The organism is Streptomyces sp. NPDC058008 (assembly GCF_042886395.1).
Lineage (GTDB): Bacteria > Actinomycetota > Actinomycetes > Streptomycetales > Streptomycetaceae > Streptomyces.
Window position 1 is genome coordinate 191,301 of record NZ_JBHVQX010000011.1, and the last position, 20,719, is coordinate 212,019.

Consider the following 20,719-nt stretch of genomic DNA (forward strand, 5'->3'; position numbering starts at 1 on the left):
TGCCTCCTTCGCGGCCGAAGCCGCTCCTGGTGGGTGAACGCTTGTGCGTCCTCATCCGTTCCGGCCGAGCGGCACATTCCCCTCGGCGGACTACCGGAGGGGCTCGCCGACCTCGTGCATGTGCCGCAGCGCCTGCCGGTAGGACTCGACGATGCCCGTCTCCGCGTACGGCATCCCGATCGACGCGCAGTGCGCCTTCACCATCGGCTGGGCCAGCCGCAGGTGGGGGCGGGGCATGCTCGGGAAGAGGTGGTGCTCGATCTGGTAGTTCAGGCCGCCCAGGAGCCAGTCGGTGAGGAACGCGCCCCGCACGTTGCGCGAGGTCAGGACCTGGCGTTGCAGATGGCCCCAGCGGTCACCGTCGGGGTCGGGCATCTCCATGCCCTTGTGGTTCGGCGCGAAGGCCATGCCCAGGTGGAGACCGAACAGCGCATGGTGCACGAGGGCGAAGACGACGGCCTTGCCCGGGGACATGACACCCAGGAGCAGCGCGGCGTACAGCCCCAGGTGGGTGACGAGCAGCAGGCCGGACAGTGCGCGCTCGCGGACCGGCTGCCGTCGCAGGTACTGGAAGCCGTAGATCTTGAGGGCGATGCCTTCGAGGAGCAGCATCGGGAAGAAGAGCCGCGCCTGGTTACGGGTGAGCCGGCGGGCGAACCCCTCACGCTGGGCGGCCTGCTTCTGGGTCCACACCAGGGCACCGACCCCGACGTCCGGGTCCTTGTCTATGTGGTTCGGATTGGCGTGGTGACGTACGTGCTTGTCGTTCCACCAGGCTTCGTTCATGCCCAGGAGGAGGTTGGCGTGGACGAGACCGACGATCCGGCCGGCCTTGCGGTCGCCGGTTATCTGTGCGTGGCCCGCGTCGTGGCCGAAGAAGGCCGTGCGGGTCCAGAGGACCGCCAGCGGCAGGGCGAGGAACAGGTTCCACCAGGTGTCCCCGAGGAGGACCATGCCGGCGGTCACGACGCCGAGAGCGGTCAGGTTGGCGGTGATCCCCACCGCGTACCAGCCGGTGCGCCGCTCCAGCAGTCCCTGCCCCCTGACGGCCTTCAGGAGCGGTGCGAAATCACTTCCGGGGGCCTGGGGGCTCCCGGACCTCTCCGATCCGTCGCTGGTGTGCTGCGCGACGGTGGCTGCTGCCGCCTGGGGCATGACGTCTCCGGTTTCTGGGCATCTGCGCTGACCTCGTCAAACGTACGGAGAGCGGGCCTGGGGGAGCCATGGCGCCATCACCCCGGCCGTGCGGGGGAAATCCCCCGTGTCCGGTGGTGGTGCGGGCTGTACCCCAGGCTTCAGAAGGCAGAAACGAGTGAGGTGGGTCACTGTGCGTTTCTCCCGGAACGGGCCGTGGATGGAGTACCCTCGGCGACCCCGGGCTCACTAGTCAAATTTGAGGAATCTGACATCGCTGTGCACAGGCTCCCTGCGGCAACACCCAACGAGATCTCTCAACTGTCCCGCTGCTCCGCAGTCTTCCTCCCCGCGGATCCGGCCCGTACCGGCCTGATCGCGTTCTGGAATGCGGACGGTAGCACTCCTCCCGGTGATCCAGGGAGTCCGTCGGAACTGACGGTCGTCGGGAGCGACGTCCGCCCTCGTACGGTCCCTGCGTCGACGGTGCCCGTGCGGGACGCGCTGCCTCTCCTGACACGGGCCCGGGCGGACGCCCAGGCCTCCCCTTCGGCCGCCTTCTGGGGTGCGGCCGGCGTTCTCGCGCTCCAACTCGTCGCACGTGGGCTGCTGCTGCCGGGTCTGAGCGCCATGAACCACGACGCCTGGCGTGCCGGCCCCCTGGCCTCGGACGATCTCGAGCGGATCCGGGTGCTGGCCGCCTCCATGCCGCCCGAGGCACACGCGGTTCCGCTCGACGCCGACGCCCGCCCGGTGATGCTGGCCGAGCCCGAGTCGCTGCTGCGGTCGTTCATCGACGCGGTGGTGGACGGGCTGCCCCGCACCCCGGCGGCCGAACGCGTCACGGGCACACCGGCGTTCGCCGCCCGCACCGCACAGCACCTGCCCGGGCTGCGGCCGTGGGCCGCCGATATCGCCGCGGGCCACGACGCGGGGGTACGACTGTCCCTGCGCGTCGAGGTCTCGGGCCTCGACGGGCCGGAAGGGATGGAGGGGGCGGAGGGGCACGAGACGGACGCGCCCTCGTTCCGCGCGGTCCTGCAGATCCACAGCGTCCAGGACCCCGCTCTGGTCGCCGACGCGGCCGACGTGTGGGCCCACCGCTCCCCCGCGGCCGGGCTGTTCGGGCCCAGAGCCCGCATGGACGCACTGCTCGCGCTGCGGCGTGCCGCCCGCGCCTGGCCACCGCTGGCCCCCCTGCTGTCCGCCGCGGTCCCGGACGCGGTCGAGCCCGCCGACGAGGAGGTCGCGGAACTGCTGGGCGGGGCGGCAGCGGCGCTCGCGGCGACGGGTGTCCAGGTGCACTGGCCCAGGGAGTTGTCGGGGAAGCTCACGGCGCGCGCGGTGATCGGCCCGCGGGACGACGGCACCAGAGCTGCCGGACGGGCCGGGTCCGCCGTGCCGTCCTTCCTGTCGGCCGACGCGCTCCTGGCGTTCGACTGGGGATTCGTCCTGGGCGGCCAGGAGTTGAGCCGGGCGGAGCTCGACCGGCTGGCCGAGGCCGGCAGGCCTCTGGTCAGGCTCCGTGACCAGTGGGTGCTCGTCGACCCGCAGGACGCCCGGCGCGCCCGGGAGACCCGGGACCGCAAGGTCACCCCCATCGACGCGCTGGGGGCCGTGCTGACCGGGACCACCGACGTGGACGGCCACCGGGTGGAAGTGGCCGCGACGGGCTGGCTGGAACAGCTGAGGGAGAGGATCGCCGATCCCGGGTCGGGGGACCGCGGGGCGGTCGGGCAGCCGGAAGCACTCCACGCGAATCTGCGCGACTACCAGCTGCGTGGGCTGAACTGGCTGCACACCATGACCTCCACCGGCCTCGGCTGCTGCCTCGCCGACGACATGGGGCTCGGCAAGACCATCACGCTGATCGCCCTCCACCTGCACCGGCAGGGAGTCGCATCGGCCGCGGGGCCCACGCTCGTGGTCTGTCCCACCTCCCTGATGGGCAACTGGCAGCGGGAGATCGAGAAGTTCGCCCCGGGCACACCGGTACGCCGCTTCCACGGCGGGACACGTTCCCTGGAGGGCCTGGCGGACGGCGGGTTCGTCCTCACGACCTACGGCACGATGCGTCTCGACGCCGCACGGCTGGCCCAGGCGTCCTGGGGCATGGTCGTCGCCGACGAGGCGCAGCACGTCAAGAACCCGCACTCGGCGACCGCCAGGCAGTTGCGCACCATCGGCGCGCGGGCCCGCGTCGCCCTGACCGGTACCCCGGTGGAGAACAACCTCTCCGAGCTGTGGGCGATCCTCGACTGGACGACCCCGGGGCTCCTCGGGCGCCTCGGTGCGTTCCGTACCCGCTACGCGAACGCGGTGGAGGGCGGCGGCGACCCGGGCGCGGCCGAACGGCTGGCCTCACTGGTCCGCCCGTTCCTCCTGCGGCGGCGCAAGTCCGACCCCGGGATCGCACCGGAGCTGCCGCCGAAGACGGAGACCGACCGCGCCGTCCCGCTCACGCCGGAGCAGGCCGGTCTGTACGGGGCCGTGGTGCGCGAGACGCTCGACGAGATCTCCGGCTCGGACGGTCTCACACGACGCGGCCTGGTCATGAAGCTGCTGACGGCGCTGAAGCAGATCTGCAACCACCCGGCGCAGTACCTCAAGGAGGACGATCCGCGGATCGTGGGCCGCTCGGGGAAGGTGGAGCTGCTGGACGAACTGCTGGACACGATCCTCGCCGAGGACGCCGGCGTGCTGGTGTTCACCCAGTACGTGAGGATGGCGCGGCTGCTGGAACAGCACCTGGCGGCGCGCGGAATCCCCACGCAGTTCCTGCACGGAGGCACGCCGGTCGCCGAACGGGAGACCATGGTGGAGCGCTTCCAGTCGGGCGGGGCGCCCGTGTTCCTGCTGTCCCTCAAGGCCGCGGGCACCGGGCTCAACCTCACCCGCGCGGGTCATGTCGTGCACTTCGACCGCTGGTGGAATCCGGCCGTGGAGGCGCAGGCCACCGACCGTGCCTACCGGATCGGGCAGACCCAGCCGGTGCAGGTGCACCGGCTCATCGCCGAGGGGACCGTCGAGGACCGGATCGCCGCCATGCTCGCCCGGAAGCAGGGGCTCGCGGACGCGGTGCTCGGCAGCGGCGAGGCGGCTCTGACGGAACTGAGCGACGCGGAACTGGCCGAGCTGGTCGAACTCCGAGGGGGAGCAGGATGAACGAGAAGTACGGACCGGAGCGGATCTTCGCGGCGCTGCCGCCCGCGCAGGGCCGCGGATTCGCCTCGTCGTGGTGGGGCCGGGCGTGGCTCAAGGCGCTGGAGGACACGGCGCTCGACGGCGCGCAGCTCAAGAAGGGACGCAAGCTCGCCCGCGAGGGGAGGGTCGGTGCGGTCTCGGTGCGGCCCGGCCGGCTCACCGCGGTCGTCCAGGACCCGGACTCGACGGCGTACCGCAGTGATGTGCTGCTCCAGGAGATGGGCGAGGAGGAATGGGACCGCTTCCTGGACATGGCGTCCGAGCGCTCCGGCCACATCGCGGCCCTGCTGGACCGGGAGATGCCACCGCACCTGGTGGAGGACGCGGCCGCGGCCGGTCTCGATCTGCTGCCGGGAATCGGCGACCTGGAGCCCGAGTGCGGTTGCGGGGCCTGGGACCACTGCCCGCACTCGGGCGCCCTGTGCTACCAGGTGGCGCGGTTGCTCGACCAGGATCCCTTCGTGCTGCTGTTGCTGCGGGGACGCGACGAACGCCGGCTCCTGGACGAGTTGCAGGTGCGCAGCGCGGCGAGGGCGGCCGGTGGTCCGGGGGGCGGCGCGCAAGCGGCTGACGCGGCCCGCGGGCCGTCGGCGCGCGGGGTCCGGGCCGACGAGGCGTACGCGGCGCGCGACATCCTTCCTCCGCTGCCGCCTCCCCCTCCCCTGCCCTCCGGGCCGGGGACTCCGCCGTCGCTGGACACGGAGACGGATCCTGCCGGTGTCGACCCGTCGGCACTGGAGTTCCTGGCGGCGGACAGCGCCGTGCGCGCGCACGCCCTGCTGGCGGAGGCACTCGCCGCCGGCCACGGACAGCAGCCGTGGGCAGCGGTGCTGACACCGGATCAGGACGCGGTACGGCTCGCCGCCGACGGGCGGCCCGGCACCCGGCTCGCGGCGCGTCTCGCCACGGCCGCCGGATGCGGCCCGGCGGATCTCGACGTCGCGGTGCGGGCCTGGCGGTTCGGCGGGGCGGCGGCACTGGCGGTACACGCCGAGGAGTGGCGGCCGGGCCCGGCCGAACTCGCCCGGGCGCGGGCGCAGCTCGCGGCGGCGTGGGAGACGGGCGAGGGCCCCCGGCTCCGCGCGGCCGGCAACCGCTGGACCGTGACCGGTTCGGGCGCGCAGCTGCGGTACGGGCACGACGGGCGGTGGTGGCCGTACGTCAAGGAGCGGGGCCGCTGGGTTCCGGCCGGGCCCGCGGAGGACGACCCTGCGGCCGCGCTGGCCGGAGTACTGTCCGGCTCCTGAACCGGGTTACCACCACGCACGGTTCGCGGCCGCACGGAACCGCGCGGCGGGGCCGCGCGTGGTAGTGCCGTAGACCGGACCACGTCCCAGGCAGAGGAGTGCTCATGCAGCGCAGACGGATTCTTCAGGGTGCCGCGGTCACGGCCGCCGCGGCCCTGCTGCCCGCCTCGGCACGCGCCGTGGCGGCGCCGACGGCGGACACGGACTACCCCACGGCGCAGTGGTTCCCCGCGTCCGCCTCCAACTACACGGTGTCGAGCCGCCCTTCGGCCTATCCGGTCGACCGGGTCGTCATCCACGTCGCCCAGCAGACGTTCACCGAGACGATCGGCATCTTCCAGAATCCGGCCAAACAGGTCTCCGCCCACTACGTGGTGCGCTCGGGGGACGGCTTCGTCGGCCAGTGCGTACGTGAGCGGGACATCGGCTGGCACGCGGGGAACTGGGACTACAACACCCGCAGCATCGGCATCGAGCACGAGGGCTGGGTGGACCAGCCGTCGTACTTCACCCACGCCATGTACGAGCGGTCGGCGAGGCTCACGGCGGACATCTGCGACCGCTACGGGCTGACCAAGGACCGTGCGCACATCATCGGCCATCACGAGGTGCCCGGCAGCGACCACACCGACCCAGGGGTGAACTGGGACTGGGTGCGCTACATCCGCCTCGTCAACCTCGCCTGAGACAGGGTCGCTTGGGGGCGGCCGACAGCTCCGCCCGTCCGTGCGCCGGCCTACCCCGGTGGCGGGGAGGCGTCGCCCCCGTCGCGTTCCGGCCTCGGCTGCGCGGCGTCACGCGCGCCGCCGCCGGCCGGGGCGCCCCCGCCCCCGCCGGGGTCGGCCGGTGCGTCTCCGCCTGCCATCGGCATCCCGGCCGCCCCTCCGCCCCGCAGGCGCTCCAGGTCGGAGGAGCGGACCTGGATGACGAACACGGCGATGAGCGCCGCGATGCCGGAGAACACGGCGGCCACGATGAACGCGGTGGAGACACCGGAGGCGAGCACCTGGTCGCCCCAGGGTGCCGGGAGCGTGCCCGTCCTGCGGAACGCCAGCCGCTGGGCTGGGGTCGCCTCGGCGAGGAAGTGGGGGATCTGGTCCTTCGCCTCGTTGCGGCTGGCCGTCCCGAACACCGTGACCAGGATGGACAGGCCCAGTGAGCCGCCCACCTGCTGGGTGGCGTTCAGGACACCCGACGCGGCGCCGGCCTCTCTCGGCGCGACACCCGAGACCGCCATCAGGGTCAGGGAGACGAACTGCATGCCCATGCCGGAGCCGAACACCAGGATGGGTCCGAGGATGCTGCCCAGATAGGTGCTGTCTGCATCGGTCAGGGTGAGCCAGCTGAGCCCGCTCGCCGCCAGGAGGGCACCCACCACCAGGAAGGGTTTGGGTCCCCATCTGGGCAGCAGCCGGGAGGCCAGCGTCGCGCCGATGGCGATGATCACACTGATCGGCAGGAAGGCCAGGCCGGCCCGCAGCGGGCTGAAACCGAGGATGTCCTGCACGAAGAGGGTCAGGAAGAAGAACATGCCGAAGATCGCCGCGGCCAGGCTCAGCATCATCCCGTAGGCACCGGCGCGGTTGCGGTCGCGGAACATGTGCAGGGGCGTGATGGGCTGCTGCGACCGGCGCTCGACCGTCAGGAACACGAGGAGGAACACCACGGCGCCGCCGAAGGCCCCGAGGGTGAGACCGTTGGTCCAGCCGTCCTCGGATGCCCGGATGAAGCCGTAGACGAGCATCACCATGCCGAGGGTGGACGTGAACGCGCCGAGTACGTCGAAGTGCCCGGGATGCCGTTCGGATTCCTTGATGTGGCGGGGCGTCGAGGCGGCGATCAGCAGGCCGATGGGCACGTTGACGAAGAACACCCAGCGCCAGTCGAGCCACTCCACGAGCACGCCGCCCGCGAGCAGGCCGATCGCGCTGCCGCCCGCGGACACCGCGGCGAACACGCCGAAGGCACGGTTGCGCTCCGGACCTTCGCTGAAGGTCGTCGTGATGAGGGAGAGCGCGGTCGGCGAGGCGATGGCACCGCCCACGCCCTGCAACGCCCGCGCGGCGAGCAGTTGCCACGACTCCTGCGAGAGGCCGCCCAGCAGGGAGGCCAGGACGAAGAGCAGGACGCCGAACATGAAGACCCTGCGGCGCCCGAGGATGTCGCCGAGCCTGCCTCCCAGCAGGAGCAGCCCGCCGAAGGTCAGGGTGTAGGCGTTGATCACCCACGACAGGCTCTCGGTCGAGAAGCCGAGGGCGCTCTGGATGTGCGGCAGCGCGATGTTCACGATGGTGATGTCGAGAACCACCATGAGCTGGCACGAGGCGATCACGAGCAGCGCGATTCCCTTGCCGTGTCCCCGCTTCGGGGATCCGGCAATCGGCGAGGACTTCGCTCGGGATTCAGTCATGGCGTGAGGTGCCGGACACGTCGGCGGAGCACGGAAACGTTCACTCATCGACGTTAGGACGGGGGTGACACCACCGCCAATCGATCTTCCGACGGGCGCACGGGCATCCGGACTCAGGGGGTTTCGAGGGCGTGCGGGACTCACCCCGCCCGTGCGCGACGTGACAGAGCCCCGGCCCCTGGCCGTCGGCCGCCACGGGGGTCGGGGGCGGCCGGGCCCGCCTCAGTCGCGGGGCAGCAGGGAGCCCAGAGGACCGAGGTCCAGGTTCAGATCCTCCGGACGCACTCCGTGCTGTTCGCACAGCTCGCCCATCCGCTGGTCGAGCATCATGAGCGTGGTCCCGATCTCCTCCACCTGACTCTCGGTGAGGTCCCCCTGGTCGATCCGGCGGATGGCCTGCCGCTCCATCAGCTGACGCAGCAGTTCCACCACGGTCAGCACGAGGGCCACGAGATCGCGCCCCAGCTGGTCGGAGTCGACGTCGAGCCGGGGGGTGGTCACAGCGGGCCTCCGTCCGCCCAGGGAGCGGGAACACGTTCGTTGACCGAGGAGAGCAGGGCGTGCAGGGAGAGCCGCACGAGTGGAACGTCCGCGATCGCGATCACCAGGTCACCGCTGATCACCACGCCCGTCGCCAGGACCCGGTCGAGCAGGTCGACGAGGGGCACGCCGATGGGGCCGGTCAGGGGTTCCGGGTTGTCCCAGGGCACCAGTTCCCGCTCCATCGCTACACCTCGCCGACGAAGGAGTACGGCACCCAGGGGCCGGAGACGTCGATGCGGGCACCGGTCGCGTCCCGCAGTGTCCGGGCGAGCGCGTCGAGTTCGGTCCTTCGGTGCTCGGCCACCAGATAGGTGGCGTTGAGCACCTGGGCACGCGCCTTCCCTCCGGGCTCGGGAGCGTGGAGCCGCAGCCGGCGTCCCGCGGCGGCGAGGTTCAGGAACGCGGCGTCGACCGTTTCGGCGAGCCGGAGGGAGTCGTCGTGCCGTCGCTCGCGCCGCGCCTGCGCTCCTCGCTTGCGTTCCAGGTAGGCGAGGCCCGCCCCGGGGGCCGGACGGGTGCGTGCGCCCGGCGCCCCCTGCGGGTGCGGTGCGGGGACGGGCTCCGGCACCGAGGGAGCGGCCGCGTAGACCTTCACCCCCCACTCGGCGTGGCCGGCGGTCCGCCTCAACGCGGCGAGGAAGCGCCCGGTCTCCTCGACGAGTGCCTGCCGGGCCCGCTCCTCGCCGTGGTAGAGCGTGGCCAGCGGAAGGGGGACGGTGGGGCACACGGCGGCCGCCGCCGACACCACGTCGTGGTGGGCGCGCGCGTACCGTTCGAGTTCGTCACGCTCCGACATACGGACCTGCCATGCCTCGTCCGTGAAGTCGGCCGCCCGGACGGTCTGGACGATCGCGGTCAGCTCGCCGAACCGCAGGCGGCGCAGGGGCGCGCCGGCGGCGACCCCCGGCAGGCCGGCGAACGCGGCCGGATCCGGTGCCTCGCAGACCGCGAATACGTAGAGGGCGCTCTCGGCCGAAGCCGGTTCGGGTCCCCGGTCCGTCATGTCGCTCGGTTCTCCTTGCTCATGCCTGGTCCGAACTCTCTTCCGGCTTCGATTCGAGTGCCTCCAGACGCGCCCGCAGTTCACGGTTCTCGTCCAGGAGGGAGTTGTGGGCGGCACGCGAGCTCAGCGCCGGATCCGTCTCCCACCAGTCGATCCCGGCCTTCTTCGCGGTATCCACGGATGCCACGAACAGGCGGAGCCGGATGGTGAGCAGTTCGATGTCGAGGAGGTCGATCTTGATGTCCCCCGCGATGACGATGCCCTTGTCGAGAACGCGTTCGAGGATGTCGGCGAGGCTGGAATTCGGCGGCCCCGGGATGGGGTAGGCCTCCCGCTCCAGGTCGAGGTCGGTCACCTCGACGCCTTACGTGCGCGCCGTTTTCTGGGGGCGACTTCCTCTTCCTCTTCCTCTTCCTCGGGTTCCTCCTCGTCCTCGTACTCCTCCTCGGGTTCCTCGTCGTCCTCCTCGGGCTCCTCGTCGTCCTCGTACTCCTCCTCGTCCTCCTCGTCCTCCGGTTCGTCGTCCTCCTCCGGCTCCTCCTCGTCCTCGTACTCCCCCTCGTCCTCGTCCTCCGCCTCGTCATCGGAATCGTCGGGCTCCTCGCCCTCCGACTCCTCCCTCTCCATGGCTTCCTCGTGCGTCACGACGACCTCTCCGTCGCGGATCTCGCCGCGCCAGCCCTCGGGCTCCTCATCGGTGAGCGTGACGAACCGCTGGAAGAGCTTGAAGTCGAGTCGCATCCGGCGGCCCTGCACCCGCCAGAGGTTGCCCGTCTTCTCGAAGAACCCCGAGGGGTAGTACTCGACCACCAGAACGATCCGGGTGAGGCTCGGCGCCAGCTCGTGGAAGCTGACGCAGCCGCGGGTGGAGCCCTTGGCACCCTCGGAGGTCCACACGATGCGGTCGTCGGGCACCTGCTCCTGGACCGTCGCCTTGAAGCCCCGTGAGGACGGGCCGATCTTGACCTTCCAGTCGCTCGACATCTCCTCGTCCATCGAGACGCTCTGCACGCCCTTGGTGAAGCTGCCGAACTTGTCGTAGCGCGTCCAGTGGTCGTACGCGTCACGCAGGGGGACACCGACGTCGAGGACCTCGACGATGTTCATCGACTTGCCCCCGCCGGACTGGGTCTTCCCCTTCCCGCCCCCGAACGTGTCCTTTGCCTTGTCCACGACCTTGTCCTTGACACTCCCGGCCTTCTCCGAGACGAAGGCCTTCACCGGTGATTCGCCCTGCGCCACGCGTGAGGCGACCGAGGGCAGGGAACCGCCGTTCTCGGCGATGTCCGTGAGCTGCCCCGTGATTCCCGTCAGTTTGTCCCCAGCCTTCTGAGCGAGCTTCTCCGTCTGTGCGCCGAGGAAGTTCGTGAGCTCTCCGCGAAGGCGGTCCATACCCGACTCGCCCGACTCGGGTTCGTCCCTGTCCGTCCTGGCCATGGCTGCCTACCTCCGTCGTTCGCCGCGCTGGGACGCGGTTCGCTTCGATGACGTCGTCTTCTTGGCCGAAGTGGTCTTCCTCGCCGACGACTTCTTGGCTGGAGCCGACTTCTTGGCGGGCGCCTTGCGGGCTGCGGACTTCTTCGCCGGCGCGGACTTCTTCGCCGGTGCAGATTTCTTGGCAGACGCCTTCTTGGCCGGTGCCGCCTTCTTCCCGGCCGGTCCGGGCTTATCGGCGGCCTTCTTCCCGGCCGCCTTCTTCGCAGCGGCCTTCTTCGCCGGGGTCTTCTTCGCCGGGGTCTTCTCGGCAGCCGCCTTCTTCGCAGCGGTCTTCTTCTGAGGTGCCTTCTTCTCAGGGGCCTTCCCCGCCGCGGCCTTCTTCGCCGGAGGCCGCTTCTTGGCCGGAGACTGCTTCTTCGCCGCCTTTTCACCGGCCCCACGACCGGCCTCCTCCTCGGACGGCCTGCTCCGGCGGGCGCTCGGTCGCGGCTCCTCCGGCTCCTCCCCCTCGTCCTCCTCCTCTTCCTCCGGCTCCTCGGACTCGTCGTACTCCTCGTCCTCGTACTCGGGTTCGTCCTCGTCGAACTCGTCCTCGTACGTGTATTCCTCGTCCTCTTCGTACTCCTCCTCCGGCGCCCCGAGCCGCGCCGTCCGGTCACTCAGGGCGTCGGCCAGGGAGTTCATGCCCCGGTCCGCTGCCGCGCTCAGGGCCTTCCTGCCGGAGTCGAGCACCTCGCCCCTCAACTGGTCCTGGAGTTCGGCGAACTGCGGTACCTCGCTCAGCCTGCGCATGCCCTCGGCCGCGAGCTGACGCGGTTCCAGGCCGAAGCGCCTGCCCGCCAGGTAGGTCGCCACGGAGAGCGCCAGACGGCCCTTCTTCGTGCGACCGAGTACGTATCCGCCCACCACGGCTGCGGCGAGCGTCACCTTGGTCTGTTCTTCCATGACTGAGTCACCTTCGATGGTTCGGCGCGGGGCGGACCCGGCCGGCGTGGAGCCGGTCGAGCAGTTCCTCCTCCTCCCGTTCGAACTCCTTGAGGCTGACGTCGCCGGCCTCGAGTTCCTGGTTGAGCGCGGCGAGCTGCCCGCGGATCACACCCGGGTCGTGGAGTTCACGGTCGGCGACGTCGTTCACCTTCTCCGCGACCCACGCGACACCGCGGACCGGTGCGAGGGGCAGCAGGAGCAGGCCGCTGAGCAGTCCCATGTCAGCCCCCCGCGGCCGGGGTCCGGAGCGGGCGGGAGGAGACGAAGCTGTAGCAGGGCAGCGGCCCGGCGACCCTGAACTCGGCGTGCTCGCGGTGGGTGTCCGCGAACCGCCGGACCGTCGCGCGGAAGCTGTCGCTCCCGCTCCGGTCGACGAGGAACGACACGTTGAGCGAGCAGCCGTGGACCTCCGGCCCCGCGGCGACCTCACGCGCCATCGGTGTGAGGGTGCGCAGGAGCTTCTTCCCGGCTTCGGCCGCCCGGCGCGACAGGGCGGTGGCCACGGCCTCGCCGAGCCGGACGTTCGCCTCGTAGTCGGGCCGCCTGCGTACCGCCTCACGCAGCCGCCGTACGTCCTTCTCCTCCGCGACGACGGCCGCGAGCGAGTCCTGGGCGGGGAGGGCCTTGAGGTTGATCTCGACGCAGCCGTCCAGGTGACTCAGCGTCGCGAGGTGACCGTCCTGCGAACCGGCGAGCTGGGCGCGTACGGACTCCTCGTCCGGCGCGACCGCCCCGAATCTCATGGGCAGCAGCGAACCGCGGTCCGCGAGGCCGAGCAGCACGTCCTGATGAGCCATCAGGTCGCGTCGCCTGGCGCGTAGTCGGGAGGGTGCGTCGCTCACGACAGCGGTGACCTGTCCTTCGTCGACCCTCCGCAGCGCGGCCGGAGGACCGCCCACGCCCACGGCGCCCGGGGGGAGCGCCGTCCCCACGGGGATGATCGCGTAGACGTACACGCCGTTCCCGATCACGGTCATGCCTCCACGCGTCGGCGTCGGGTCGCGCCGTCGCGGGCGGGTGCCCGGCGCTTCTTCGGGCGCTCCTGCCGCGCGTCGTCCTCGTCGTCACCGCTCCCCACGGCGTGGCGCACGGTGTCGCCGACGGACTCCGCCGCCTTGCGCACCTTGCGCTTGCCGACCGCCTTGGCGGCGCGTCCGCTGAGCAGTTCGGGGACGGTGGTGCTGCCGGAGTCACGCTCCAGGTCGAGGCGGTTGCACGCCTCGGCGAAGCGCAGGTAGGTGTCCACGCTCGCCACGACGATGCGCGCGTCTATCTTGAGGATCTCGATGCCGACCAGCGACACCCGGATGAAGACGTCGATGACCATGCCCCGGTCGAGGATGAGTTCAAGGACGTCGTAGAGCGTGCCGGCCCGGGGCGGGCACGGGGCGATCTCGTCCGCGTACATGGTCGTGGTCATGGAGCGTCCTTCCGGGTGAGGGGGCGGAGCGGGTCACTCGTCGGCGGAGCCGCGCCGGTAGCGGCGTACCCGGCTGTACTCCGTGAGTTCGCCCCGCTCGTCGATCTGCACCTCGTAGGAGGCCAGCAGACTCGTCGTGTCCGGGATGCGGGGGACTTCGAGCACGTCGACGACGACGCACCATCCGTCGTCCTTCCGCCGTACCGCCGACACGCCCTCCGCGGAGTGGGAGATCAGCCGTTCCAGGCTTTCGCAGGCAGCACGCGCCGCGTGTTCGGGGCCGCTCCGGGACGGGCGGGGGGCTGCCGTTTTCGATGCGTGCCCGGACCGGGCGCGACGGTTCTCTGCCATGGGATCCAGTCTGGTCAGGATCGGTTCGCACGCATCTCGAAGGAGGCGGGGGCCGACCGGGGCGCTCACCCTTTCGGCGTTCCCGCCGGACGCGTCGGCCGGGACGCGTGCACAGTCGTACGCATGAGTGAGGACCGAGGGCCCGACGGGCCCGACGACGAGCACGTGCGGCCGTCCGGAACCGGTGACACGACCGTCGAGGCGCTCGGGGCGCTGACGGAAGCACTGGAGAGTGTGGAGCGGGCCCGGGGGCAGCTCTACGGATTCCACCAGCTCACGGGGGGCGCGGATCTGACCCTCGACCGGGCGGTCGAGCTGCTCCGGATGGGTGGCCACACGGAGCAGGCCGACCTGGTGGAGCGGGAGATCCTGGGCCGCAACGTCGTCCCCGGCTGCTGGACGTTCCAGCTCGTCGAGGCCTACGACGACACGTACTACCGGCCGTTCGTCGAGGTGGAGGAGCGGGTGCGCAGGGAGCTCGTGGGCGGACGGCGCCACCTCTACGAGGCCGGGATGAAGGAAGCCCGACGCACGCACGGGCACCCTCAGCACACCGCGCGGCCCTGACGATGGACCCGGCAGAGGCCCTGCGGCGGATCGCTTTCCTCCTGGAGCGGTCCCAGGCGGCGACGTACCGGGTGAAGGCCTTCCGCACGGCGGCGGACGCGGTCGGCTCCCTGGACGGGGAGGAACTGGCCGATCGGGTGGCGCGGGGTTCGCTGGAGAGGATGCGCGGCATCGGGCCGAAGACGGCCAAGGTCATCCGGGAGGCGGTGGAGGGCGCGACGCCCGGATACCTCGCCGCCCTGGAGGACGAGGCGTCCGCGCCCCTGGCCCCGGGTGGCGAGACCCTTCTCGCCGCCCTCCGGGGTGACTGCCACATGCACTCGGACTGGTCCGACGGGGGCAGTCCCGTCGCGGAGATGGGCCGGACCGCGAGGGAGCTGGGTCACGAGTGGGCGGTGCTCACGGACCACTCCCCCAGGCTGACCGTGGCCAACGGGCTCTCGACGGAGCGCCTTCTCGAGCAGCTGTCCGTGGTGGCGGAGCTCAACGAGCGGTGGGCGCCCTTTCGTCTGCTCACCGGGATCGAGTGCGACATCCTCGCCGACGGCTCCCTCGACCAGGACGCCGAGGTGCTGGAGCGCCTCGACGTGGTGGTCGTCTCGGTCCACTCGAAGCTGCGCATGGACGCCGCCGCGATGACCGAGCGCATGCTCGCGGCCGTGCGCGATCCGCACGCGGACATCCTGGGGCACTGCACGGGCCGTCTCCTCGGCGGGAAGAAGCGGCCGCCGTCGGAGTTCGACGCCGAGCGCGTCTTCGCGGCGTGTGCCGAGTCGGGGACGGCGGTCGAGATCAACTGCCGGCCGGAGCGGCTCGATCCGCCGCGCTCCCTCCTCCGCCGGGCGGTGGCGTCGGGGGCGCTCCTGTCGATCGACACCGACGCGCACGCACCCGGTCAGCTGGACTGGCAGGTCTACGGCTGCGCGCGGGCCGAGGAGTGCGGTGTGCCCGTGGAGCGGGTCATCACGTCATGGTCCCGGGAACGGCTCCTGGAGTGGACGGCCGGGAAGTCCAGCCGGTAGGGCACCGGCGCGAGGACGGGCCGGTCGCGGAGGTCCGGCGTAGAGTCGATCACGGCCCATGTGACTCCGCGGCAGGAGGACATCCATGTCACGTCACCGCACAGGCCCCTCCCTTCCACGACCGCGCGGAGAGCTCTCGGCGCGGGTGATCGGCTACCTGCGGGACGGCAGCGCCCTGCCGGATCCCGGGCGCGCGTGGGACGCCGAGCCCTACGGCGACGATCTGCAGCTCGCCCTGTACGTCTGCTACGAGCTGCACTACCGCGGGTTCACCGGCGTGCGCCCGGAGCTGGAGTGGGACCCGCCCCTGCTCGCGGTGCGCGCGGCCCTGGAGGACCGCTTCCTGGCCGCCCTGCGGCACGACGCCACGGCGAGCGCTCCTCCGGAGGAGGTCCTCGAAGGCCTGCTGGTGGAACCGGTCCGCGGCACCGGCGTCTCCTGGTTCCTCCAGGACCGCGGCGAGCTGCGCCATCTGCGTGACTACGCGCGGCAGCGCTCGCTCTACCACCTCAAGGAGGCCGACCCGCACGCCTGGGTGCTGCCCCGCCTCGCCGGCCGGGCCAAGGCGGGCATGGCCGCGATCGAGTACGACGAGTTCGGCGCCGGGCGCGCGGACCGGATCCACGCCCGGCTGTTCGCCGGCCTCATGGCCGACCTGGGTCTCGACCCCGCGTACGGCCGCTACCTGGACGAGGGCTGTGCGCCCATGCTGGCCCTCGTCAACCTGATGTCGCTGTTCGGTCTGCACCGGCGGCTGCGCGGGGCGCTGGTGGGGCACTTCGCGGCGGTCGAGATCACCTCCTCCCCCGCCTCACGGCGACTCGCCCACGCCATGAAGCGCACCGGGGCGGGCGCCGCGGCGGAGTTCTTCTACACCGAGCACGTCGAGGCCGACGCGGTGCACGAGCAGGTCGTACGCCGTGAGGTGATCGGCGGTCTGCTCGACGACGAGCCGGGGCTGGCGGCCGATGTCGTGTTCGGCATCACCGCCACCGGGTGTCTCGAGGACCGGCTCGGGGAACGGCTGCTGGCGGACTGGGGGGCCTGACCGTCCGGGTCCCGCACCCGCCGTGCCGAAGCGTCGAACGGAGTCGCAGATGTCCGCAGACCTGGCCGAGGCCACGCGCACCGGCCGCCTGATGACACTCCCCGGTGTGTACGCGCCCCAGCACGACACCCGCCTGCTCATGGCCGCGCTGAACCGGGAGGGTGTCGCCCGGGGCGCCGAGGTGCTGGACGTCGGCACCGGCAGCGGCGCGCTCGCCCTGCACGCGGCGCACCTGGGCGCGCGGGTGACGGCCGTGGACATCGCGTGGCGGGCCGTGATGACCACCCGGCTGAACGCGTTGCTGCACCGCCGTCGCATCCGTGTGCGGCGCAGCGATCTCCTGTCGGCGCTGCCCGGCCGGTCCTACGACCTGGTGGTCTGCAACCCGCCCTATGTGCCGTCCCCGGTGGACCTGCTCCCCGGGCACGGTGCGGCGCGGGCCTGGGAGGCCGGACGCGACGGGCGGGCGGTCCTCGACCGGCTCTGCGCGAGCGCCCCGGCAGCCCTGCGCCCGGGTGGCCGCCTGCTCCTGGTGCACTCGGGCCTGTGCGACGGCGACGTGACCGTGCGGCGGCTCTCGGATGCCGGGCTGCGGGCCCGTGTCAGTGACCGCGCGCTGGTGCCCCTCGGGCCGGTGCTGCGCTCGCGGCTGCGCTGGCTCAGGGACACGGGGCTGGTGGGAGCCGGGGAGACGTCGGAGGAACTGGTGGTCATCCGTGCCGAACACGCCTGAGCGCCCGTGCCGGATCACCCTCGGCGACGACGGCCCCCTCCTGGTGGAGGGCCCCGTGGAAGTCACCTGCCCGGACGGCGAGGTGGCCTTCTCGGACCGGTTCGTCGTTGCCCTCTGCATGTGCCGGCGGAGCCGCGTGTACCCCTGGTGCGACACCAGCCACCGGCGTCGTGCGCGGTCCGGCGAAGGGCCGTGCGCCCCCTCGGACTGACCGCTCTCACTCGCCGGCCCGCAGCCTCACCGGTGCGGCCCCCCGCAGCCGGCGGGACATCGCCCGCAGGCGGGGGTGGCGGTGGTGCGCCTCCGCCGAGCGGCGGTCCAGCTCCTCGGCGAGGCGCTCCGTGCGCTTGTCGATGTCGAGTTCGTCGAGGATGCGGTCCACCTCGGCGAGCAGCGCACCGTGCAACTGCCACTGCCTGGGGTGCTCCTGGACGTCCTCGAGCAGCAGATCCGCCACGCGGTCGCGTGTGGCGCGGCTGCGGGCGAGCGCGTCGGCCAGGCGTTCCTCCGCCTCCTCTCCGCTCCCGGCCATCGGCGTGGTGATCATCAGTGCGAATCCCTCGATGGCGTCGGACATGTGCCCGAAGAGTTCCCTGAGGTCGGTGGCCACGTCCTCGGGGAAGAGTGCCTCCTCCGTACGGGCCTTGGCCAGGTCGGTCAGCGTGCGGGTGAGGACGCGCAGCACGACGGCGCAGATCTCCAGCGTGTCGAGTCCGGTGCGCAGGACGACACGGTGGAGCAGCCCCTGCTTGACGCGGGGGTTGAGCATCAGGCTCTCCTCGGCCTGCCGCAGGGACGCGTCGACCTCCACGATGTCGTGGTCCAGGCGGCGCGCCTCGTGCAGGCGCGCGGCTGCCTCCCGCACCGGGTGGTTCCCGCCGATCTCCTCGCCCAGGGCCCGGAACATCCGGCTCATCCGCTCGCCGAGGCCGCCGATGGAGACGCCCGCGGACTCGACCCAGACGGGCGGTGCCAGCAGGAGGTTGAAGAGCAGCCCCACCCCGGCGCCGATCAGCGTCTCCAGTACGCGCTCCCAGGCGGTGTCGGCGACCTGCGCGACGCCGAGGACCAGCATCGCGCTGATGGCCACCTCGGGCACGAACTCGTTGACCCGGACCAGCCGTCCGATCAGCAGCGACGTGAAGATGGTCAGCCCGAGGGTCCACCAGCTCAGGCCCACCAGGGAGCTGAACCCGCTGGCGATCAGGACGCCGACCACGACGGCGTTGACCCGGCGGATGCCGGTGGTCAGCGTGGCGTAGAGCGTCACCTGCACCACGAGCAGGGCGGTCAGGGGGGCGGTGAGCGGGGCGGGGTGCGGGGCGGGCAGGACCGACTGGGCCACCGCGAAGGCGATGACGGCCGCCGCCGTCGACCGCAGTGTCTGGGCCGCTGCGGGCTCGGTGGTGCGCTGGACGAGTTTGACCACGGGCTCGGGCGTGGAGACGGCAGGCATTCCTTCACGGTGCCCCGTTCCGCGCCTCCGCAGTGCTCCGGGCTCCCGCCGGACTCCGTACGGACGTACGCGTGCCCCCATCGGCACCGCCTCGCGGTCCCGGCGGCCCGGGGTGATGGTGGATACATGGCTATCTCACTCCAGCCCCCTGGGGAGACGCCTCCTGCGGAGGGCTGCATCAGCGAGGCACACGTCGAACGCCCCGACGGAGGGATCTGGGAACACCCGGTCTTCTGGGCATCGCTCGTGCTGCTGGGTTCCGTCATCGTCGCCGGATACTTCTTCGCACGGATCTTCGGGTTCGCGTGAGCGCGCGGGGGACGCTGGACGCGCTGCTGGAGCGGCACGGCACCACGTACGCCGCCGAGGCGGGCATCCGGCTGCGTGACACCCCGCAGCCCCTGTACCAGTTGCTCGTCCTGAGCCACCTGCTGAGCGCGCGGATCCGCGCCCAGGTCGCCGTGGCGGCGGCCCGGGCGCTGTTCGCCCATCGGCTGCGGACACCACGCCGGATGGCGGACGCCACCTGGCAGGAGCGCGTGGACGCGCTGGGTGAGGGCGGCTACCGACGGTACGACGAGCGTACGGCGACCCAGCTGGGCGACGGTGCCCTTCTCCTGCTCGACGCGTACGGCGGGGACCTGCGGCGCCTGCGCCGGGAAGCGGGCGGTGACACGGACGCGCTGCGCTCGGGGCTCCGCCGCTTTCCCGGCATCGGACCCGCGGGCGCCGACATCTTCCTGCGCGAGGTGCAGACGGTGTGGCCGGAGACGGCGCCCTATCTGGACGCGAAGGCGCTCCAGGGTGCCGAACGGCTCGGTCTGCCCGCCTCACCCGGCAGGCTCTCCCGGCTGGCCGGGGACCAGGACCCGGCCGTGGTCGCGGCGGCGCTGGTGCGGGGCGCGCTGGACAGGGGCTGAGGGCGCTCAGCCCTTCGGGCGCCGTCCGCCGGGCTTGGTCGAGCGGCTCTCCACGAGCGCGCGCCGGATCTGGGAGGCGGTGGCGCGGGCGTGGTCCGAGGTCGCCGTCCGGTCGGCCACCGAGGTCACGAAGCGGTGGGTCGGACGCAGGCACCGGCCGCACGGGGTGTCGGTGGTGAGGACGTAGCCGTCCTCGCACTGGGGGTCCGAGCAGCGGCCGGGGCTCACGAGCGCTTCGGCGATCTCCTGCGGTGCCCAGCGGCGCCGCCCGTCCTCGTCCTTCTCGTGGAGGGCGTGGGACCAGCGGACGTTCCACCGCCGTTCGACCCGTTCCAGGAGCTGGTCGGGCGTACGCCGCGCGAGTTCCTGGTGGATCAGGTCGTGGACCGTGCGGGGGTGGCGGTGGCCGAGTGCCTGGACCAGCGGTTGCGGAAGTGCCTGGAGGATGTAGGTGACCGGGTCGCGGCCCGCGCGCTCGCGCCACTTGCGGCAGGCGCAGGGGCCCTCGGCGGGCAGGGCGCGCTGGCACCGGCCGCACAGGCCCCGGCATTCCGCGCACAGTCCGTCGTCGAGTCCGTCCAGATGGGGCGCGGGTGCGCGGCCGCAGTCACGGCAGCAGGAGGCGCAGGGACCGCAGAGGCGCTCGTCGCCGAGCTTCGTCGTCCACTGCCGCTGCTGGCAGCGGCAGCACAGGACGTTGTTGCAGTACTCGTGGTGGGCGGCGCCCGACTGTCGTCCGGGGTGCGGGAATGACATTGGTGCGTTCTCCAGGTGCGCGGCGAGGACCGGTCAGGTCCTCGCCCTGTCGACGAGCGCGCGGGGGCCCTCGGAACGACCGTATCGTCCCCGCCGGGCCCCGTGCGGCGCTGTGCCGCGATCGGACCGACATTCTCCCGCATCCGGAGGGTGCGCGCGGTCAGGGCCGCAGGCCGCTGACGACGTCCGCGGTGGCGGTGATCCCTTCGTGGATGGTGGGCGCCATGCTCGTGCCCGCGAGGAGGAACCCGAGCAGGGCGCAGACGATGGCGTGCGAGATCTTGAGTCCGCCGTTGCGCAGGAAGATCACTGCGAGGATCAGCAGGAGCAGCACCACTGAGATCGAAATGGCCATGGCCAACCTCCTCCGCCGCGCCGGATTTGCGGCATTCGGCCGCCAGTGTGGCGCAGCGGAGGGGCCGTTCGGCGCACGGGCGCGCCCGCCGAACGGGTGTTGACGCACGGTGACCGGTCGTACCGG

General features: G+C 71.9%; 25 protein-coding genes. 10 read left to right on the top strand and 15 right to left on the bottom strand.

From position 1 onward, the window contains the following. Positions 1–90: 90 nt before the first annotated feature. Entirely contained in the window at positions 91–1,155 is a 1,065-nt protein-coding gene (locus ACFVS9_RS14050) for a fatty acid desaturase family protein (RefSeq protein WP_389932026.1), read from the bottom strand. A 258-nt stretch (positions 1,156–1,413) separates the two neighbouring features. Between ACFVS9_RS14050 and ACFVS9_RS14055 the strand changes: the two genes are divergently transcribed. From ACFVS9_RS14055 to ACFVS9_RS14065, 3 genes are all read left to right on the top strand, one after another. Then, the gene (locus ACFVS9_RS14055) at positions 1,414–4,299 is read left to right on the top strand and encodes a DEAD/DEAH box helicase (RefSeq protein WP_389932028.1); all 2,886 of its coding nucleotides are present in this window, start codon (positions 1,414–1,416) and stop codon (positions 4,297–4,299) included. After that, positions 4,296–5,585, top strand: coding sequence for an SWF or SNF family helicase (locus ACFVS9_RS14060; RefSeq protein WP_389932030.1), 1,290 nt, complete (start codon positions 4,296–4,298; stop codon positions 5,583–5,585). The genes ACFVS9_RS14055 and ACFVS9_RS14060 overlap by 4 nt, the downstream gene beginning before the upstream one ends. Positions 5,586–5,689: 104 nt before the next feature. Beyond that, complete coding sequence (locus ACFVS9_RS14065; protein ID WP_383113817.1) at positions 5,690–6,271, top strand: N-acetylmuramoyl-L-alanine amidase; 582 nt, start codon at positions 5,690–5,692, stop codon at positions 6,269–6,271. A 50-nt stretch (positions 6,272–6,321) separates the two neighbouring features. On the opposite strand, the gene ACFVS9_RS14070 is transcribed toward ACFVS9_RS14065, so the two are convergent. The 11 genes from ACFVS9_RS14070 to ACFVS9_RS14120 all read right to left on the bottom strand — a co-directional run bounded on the left by ACFVS9_RS14070 (position 6,322) and on the right by ACFVS9_RS14120 (position 13,736). Further along, the gene (locus tag ACFVS9_RS14070) at positions 6,322–7,995 is read right to left on the bottom strand and encodes an MFS transporter (RefSeq protein WP_389932032.1); all 1,674 of its coding nucleotides are present in this window, start codon (positions 7,993–7,995) and stop codon (positions 6,322–6,324) included. A gap of 222 nt (positions 7,996–8,217) precedes the next feature. Continuing rightward, on the bottom strand, positions 8,218–8,496 hold the full coding sequence (locus ACFVS9_RS14075) for a gas vesicle protein K (protein WP_383113819.1): 279 nt from the start codon (positions 8,494–8,496) through the stop codon (positions 8,218–8,220). Next, positions 8,493–8,720, bottom strand: a complete 228-nt coding sequence (locus tag ACFVS9_RS14080) for a gas vesicle protein (RefSeq protein ID WP_383113820.1) — start codon at positions 8,718–8,720, stop codon at positions 8,493–8,495. The genes ACFVS9_RS14075 and ACFVS9_RS14080 overlap by 4 nt, the downstream gene beginning before the upstream one ends. A gap of 2 nt (positions 8,721–8,722) precedes the next feature. After that, complete coding sequence (locus tag ACFVS9_RS14085; protein WP_389932034.1) at positions 8,723–9,541, bottom strand: GvpL/GvpF family gas vesicle protein; 819 nt, start codon at positions 9,539–9,541, stop codon at positions 8,723–8,725. Positions 9,542–9,560: 19 nt separating this feature from the next. Further along, positions 9,561–9,896, bottom strand: coding sequence for a gas vesicle protein (locus ACFVS9_RS14090; RefSeq protein WP_389932036.1), 336 nt, complete (start codon positions 9,894–9,896; stop codon positions 9,561–9,563). Next, positions 9,893–10,978: an SRPBCC family protein gene (locus ACFVS9_RS14095; RefSeq protein WP_389932038.1), complete on the bottom strand. Its 1,086-nt coding sequence runs from the start codon at positions 10,976–10,978 to the stop codon at positions 9,893–9,895. Before ACFVS9_RS14095 ends, ACFVS9_RS14090 begins: the two co-directional genes overlap by 4 nt. Before the next feature lie 6 nt (positions 10,979–10,984). Beyond that, a complete protein-coding gene (locus tag ACFVS9_RS14100; protein WP_389932040.1) occupies positions 10,985–11,923 on the bottom strand; it encodes a histone H1-like repetitive region-containing protein in 939 nt (312 codons plus the stop codon). A 7-nt stretch (positions 11,924–11,930) separates the two neighbouring features. Next, entirely contained in the window at positions 11,931–12,185 is a 255-nt protein-coding gene (locus ACFVS9_RS14105) for a gas vesicle protein GvpG (RefSeq protein ID WP_389932042.1), read from the bottom strand. Between the two features lies 1 nt (position 12,186). Continuing rightward, entirely contained in the window at positions 12,187–12,936 is a 750-nt protein-coding gene (locus ACFVS9_RS14110; RefSeq protein WP_389932079.1) for a GvpL/GvpF family gas vesicle protein, read from the bottom strand. Between the two features lie 2 nt (positions 12,937–12,938). Then, the gene (locus ACFVS9_RS14115) at positions 12,939–13,385 is read right to left on the bottom strand and encodes a gas vesicle structural protein GvpA (protein WP_383113826.1); all 447 of its coding nucleotides are present in this window, start codon (positions 13,383–13,385) and stop codon (positions 12,939–12,941) included. Between the two features lie 33 nt (positions 13,386–13,418). Beyond that, positions 13,419–13,736, bottom strand: coding sequence for a gas vesicle protein (locus ACFVS9_RS14120; protein ID WP_383113827.1), 318 nt, complete (start codon positions 13,734–13,736; stop codon positions 13,419–13,421). 123 nt (positions 13,737–13,859) lie between these two features. Between ACFVS9_RS14120 and ACFVS9_RS14125 the strand changes: the two genes are divergently transcribed. The 5 genes from ACFVS9_RS14125 to ACFVS9_RS14145 all read left to right on the top strand — a co-directional run bounded on the left by ACFVS9_RS14125 (position 13,860) and on the right by ACFVS9_RS14145 (position 17,317). Next, complete coding sequence (locus ACFVS9_RS14125) at positions 13,860–14,303, top strand: hypothetical protein (RefSeq protein ID WP_383113828.1); 444 nt, start codon at positions 13,860–13,862, stop codon at positions 14,301–14,303. A gap of 2 nt (positions 14,304–14,305) precedes the next feature. Beyond that, positions 14,306–15,325 carry a PHP domain-containing protein gene (locus tag ACFVS9_RS14130; protein ID WP_389932044.1) on the top strand — a complete coding sequence of 340 codons (1,020 nt, stop codon included), beginning with the start codon at positions 14,306–14,308 and terminating at the stop codon, positions 15,323–15,325. Positions 15,326–15,410: 85 nt separating this feature from the next. Then, a complete protein-coding gene (locus ACFVS9_RS14135; RefSeq protein ID WP_389932046.1) occupies positions 15,411–16,373 on the top strand; it encodes an iron-containing redox enzyme family protein in 963 nt (320 codons plus the stop codon). A gap of 49 nt (positions 16,374–16,422) precedes the next feature. Continuing rightward, entirely contained in the window at positions 16,423–17,106 is a 684-nt protein-coding gene (locus ACFVS9_RS14140; protein ID WP_383113831.1) for a HemK2/MTQ2 family protein methyltransferase, read from the top strand. Further along, a complete protein-coding gene (locus tag ACFVS9_RS14145; protein ID WP_383113832.1) occupies positions 17,090–17,317 on the top strand; it encodes a CDGSH iron-sulfur domain-containing protein in 228 nt (75 codons plus the stop codon). Before ACFVS9_RS14140 ends, ACFVS9_RS14145 begins: the two co-directional genes overlap by 17 nt. A gap of 6 nt (positions 17,318–17,323) precedes the next feature. Here the strand turns inward: ACFVS9_RS14145 and ACFVS9_RS14150 are convergent, their stop codons facing one another. Beyond that, a complete protein-coding gene (locus ACFVS9_RS14150) occupies positions 17,324–18,562 on the bottom strand; it encodes an aromatic acid exporter family protein (RefSeq protein ID WP_383113833.1) in 1,239 nt (412 codons plus the stop codon). Between the two features lie 126 nt (positions 18,563–18,688). Here ACFVS9_RS14150 and ACFVS9_RS14155 point away from each other — a divergent pair, with 126 nt between their 5' ends. Then, entirely contained in the window at positions 18,689–18,871 is a 183-nt protein-coding gene (locus ACFVS9_RS14155) for a hypothetical protein (RefSeq protein WP_383113834.1), read from the top strand. Continuing rightward, a complete protein-coding gene (locus ACFVS9_RS14160) occupies positions 18,868–19,482 on the top strand; it encodes an endonuclease (protein WP_383113835.1) in 615 nt (204 codons plus the stop codon). Before ACFVS9_RS14155 ends, ACFVS9_RS14160 begins: the two co-directional genes overlap by 4 nt. 6 nt (positions 19,483–19,488) lie before the next feature. Here ACFVS9_RS14160 and ACFVS9_RS14165 read toward each other — a convergent pair whose 3' ends face one another. Both ACFVS9_RS14165 and ACFVS9_RS14170 read right to left on the bottom strand, forming a co-directional pair. After that, entirely contained in the window at positions 19,489–20,238 is a 750-nt protein-coding gene (locus tag ACFVS9_RS14165) for a hypothetical protein (RefSeq protein ID WP_383113836.1), read from the bottom strand. A gap of 160 nt (positions 20,239–20,398) precedes the next feature. Then, positions 20,399–20,593 carry a hypothetical protein gene (locus ACFVS9_RS14170; protein ID WP_147960748.1) on the bottom strand — a complete coding sequence of 65 codons (195 nt, stop codon included), beginning with the start codon at positions 20,591–20,593 and terminating at the stop codon, positions 20,399–20,401. Positions 20,594–20,719: the final 126 nt, after the last annotated feature.

What these genes read in the sequence shown, in the direction of transcription:
- ACFVS9_RS14060 (WP_389932030.1), top strand. Translation starts at nt 4,296, where the DNA reads ATGAACGAGAAGTACGGACCGGAGCGGATCTTCGCGGCGCTGCCGCCC.
- ACFVS9_RS14080 (WP_383113820.1), bottom strand. Translation starts at nt 8,720, where the DNA reads ATGGAGCGGGAACTGGTGCCCTGGGACAACCCGGAACCCCTGACCGGC.
- ACFVS9_RS14165 (WP_383113836.1), bottom strand. Translation starts at nt 20,238, where the DNA reads ATGTCATTCCCGCACCCCGGACGACAGTCGGGCGCCGCCCACCACGAG.
- ACFVS9_RS14155 (WP_383113834.1), top strand. Translation starts at nt 18,689, where the DNA reads ATGGCTATCTCACTCCAGCCCCCTGGGGAGACGCCTCCTGCGGAGGGC.
- ACFVS9_RS14100 (WP_389932040.1), bottom strand. Translation starts at nt 11,923, where the DNA reads ATGGAAGAACAGACCAAGGTGACGCTCGCCGCAGCCGTGGTGGGCGGA.
- ACFVS9_RS14070 (WP_389932032.1), bottom strand. Translation starts at nt 7,995, where the DNA reads ATGACTGAATCCCGAGCGAAGTCCTCGCCGATTGCCGGATCCCCGAAG.
- ACFVS9_RS14170 (WP_147960748.1), bottom strand. Translation starts at nt 20,593, where the DNA reads ATGGCCATTTCGATCTCAGTGGTGCTGCTCCTGCTGATCCTCGCAGTG.
- ACFVS9_RS14130 (WP_389932044.1), top strand. Translation starts at nt 14,306, where the DNA reads ATGGACCCGGCAGAGGCCCTGCGGCGGATCGCTTTCCTCCTGGAGCGG.
- ACFVS9_RS14150 (WP_383113833.1), bottom strand. Translation starts at nt 18,562, where the DNA reads ATGCCTGCCGTCTCCACGCCCGAGCCCGTGGTCAAACTCGTCCAGCGC.
- ACFVS9_RS14125 (WP_383113828.1), top strand. Translation starts at nt 13,860, where the DNA reads ATGAGTGAGGACCGAGGGCCCGACGGGCCCGACGACGAGCACGTGCGG.
- ACFVS9_RS14135 (WP_389932046.1), top strand. Translation starts at nt 15,411, where the DNA reads ATGTCACGTCACCGCACAGGCCCCTCCCTTCCACGACCGCGCGGAGAG.
- ACFVS9_RS14105 (WP_389932042.1), bottom strand. Translation starts at nt 12,185, where the DNA reads ATGGGACTGCTCAGCGGCCTGCTCCTGCTGCCCCTCGCACCGGTCCGC.
- ACFVS9_RS14140 (WP_383113831.1), top strand. Translation starts at nt 16,423, where the DNA reads ATGTCCGCAGACCTGGCCGAGGCCACGCGCACCGGCCGCCTGATGACA.
- ACFVS9_RS14115 (WP_383113826.1), bottom strand. Translation starts at nt 13,385, where the DNA reads ATGACCACGACCATGTACGCGGACGAGATCGCCCCGTGCCCGCCCCGG.
- ACFVS9_RS14085 (WP_389932034.1), bottom strand. Translation starts at nt 9,541, where the DNA reads ATGACGGACCGGGGACCCGAACCGGCTTCGGCCGAGAGCGCCCTCTAC.
- ACFVS9_RS14050 (WP_389932026.1), bottom strand. Translation starts at nt 1,155, where the DNA reads ATGCCCCAGGCGGCAGCAGCCACCGTCGCGCAGCACACCAGCGACGGA.
- ACFVS9_RS14120 (WP_383113827.1), bottom strand. Translation starts at nt 13,736, where the DNA reads ATGGCAGAGAACCGTCGCGCCCGGTCCGGGCACGCATCGAAAACGGCA.
- ACFVS9_RS14065 (WP_383113817.1), top strand. Translation starts at nt 5,690, where the DNA reads ATGCAGCGCAGACGGATTCTTCAGGGTGCCGCGGTCACGGCCGCCGCG.
- ACFVS9_RS14095 (WP_389932038.1), bottom strand. Translation starts at nt 10,978, where the DNA reads ATGGCCAGGACGGACAGGGACGAACCCGAGTCGGGCGAGTCGGGTATG.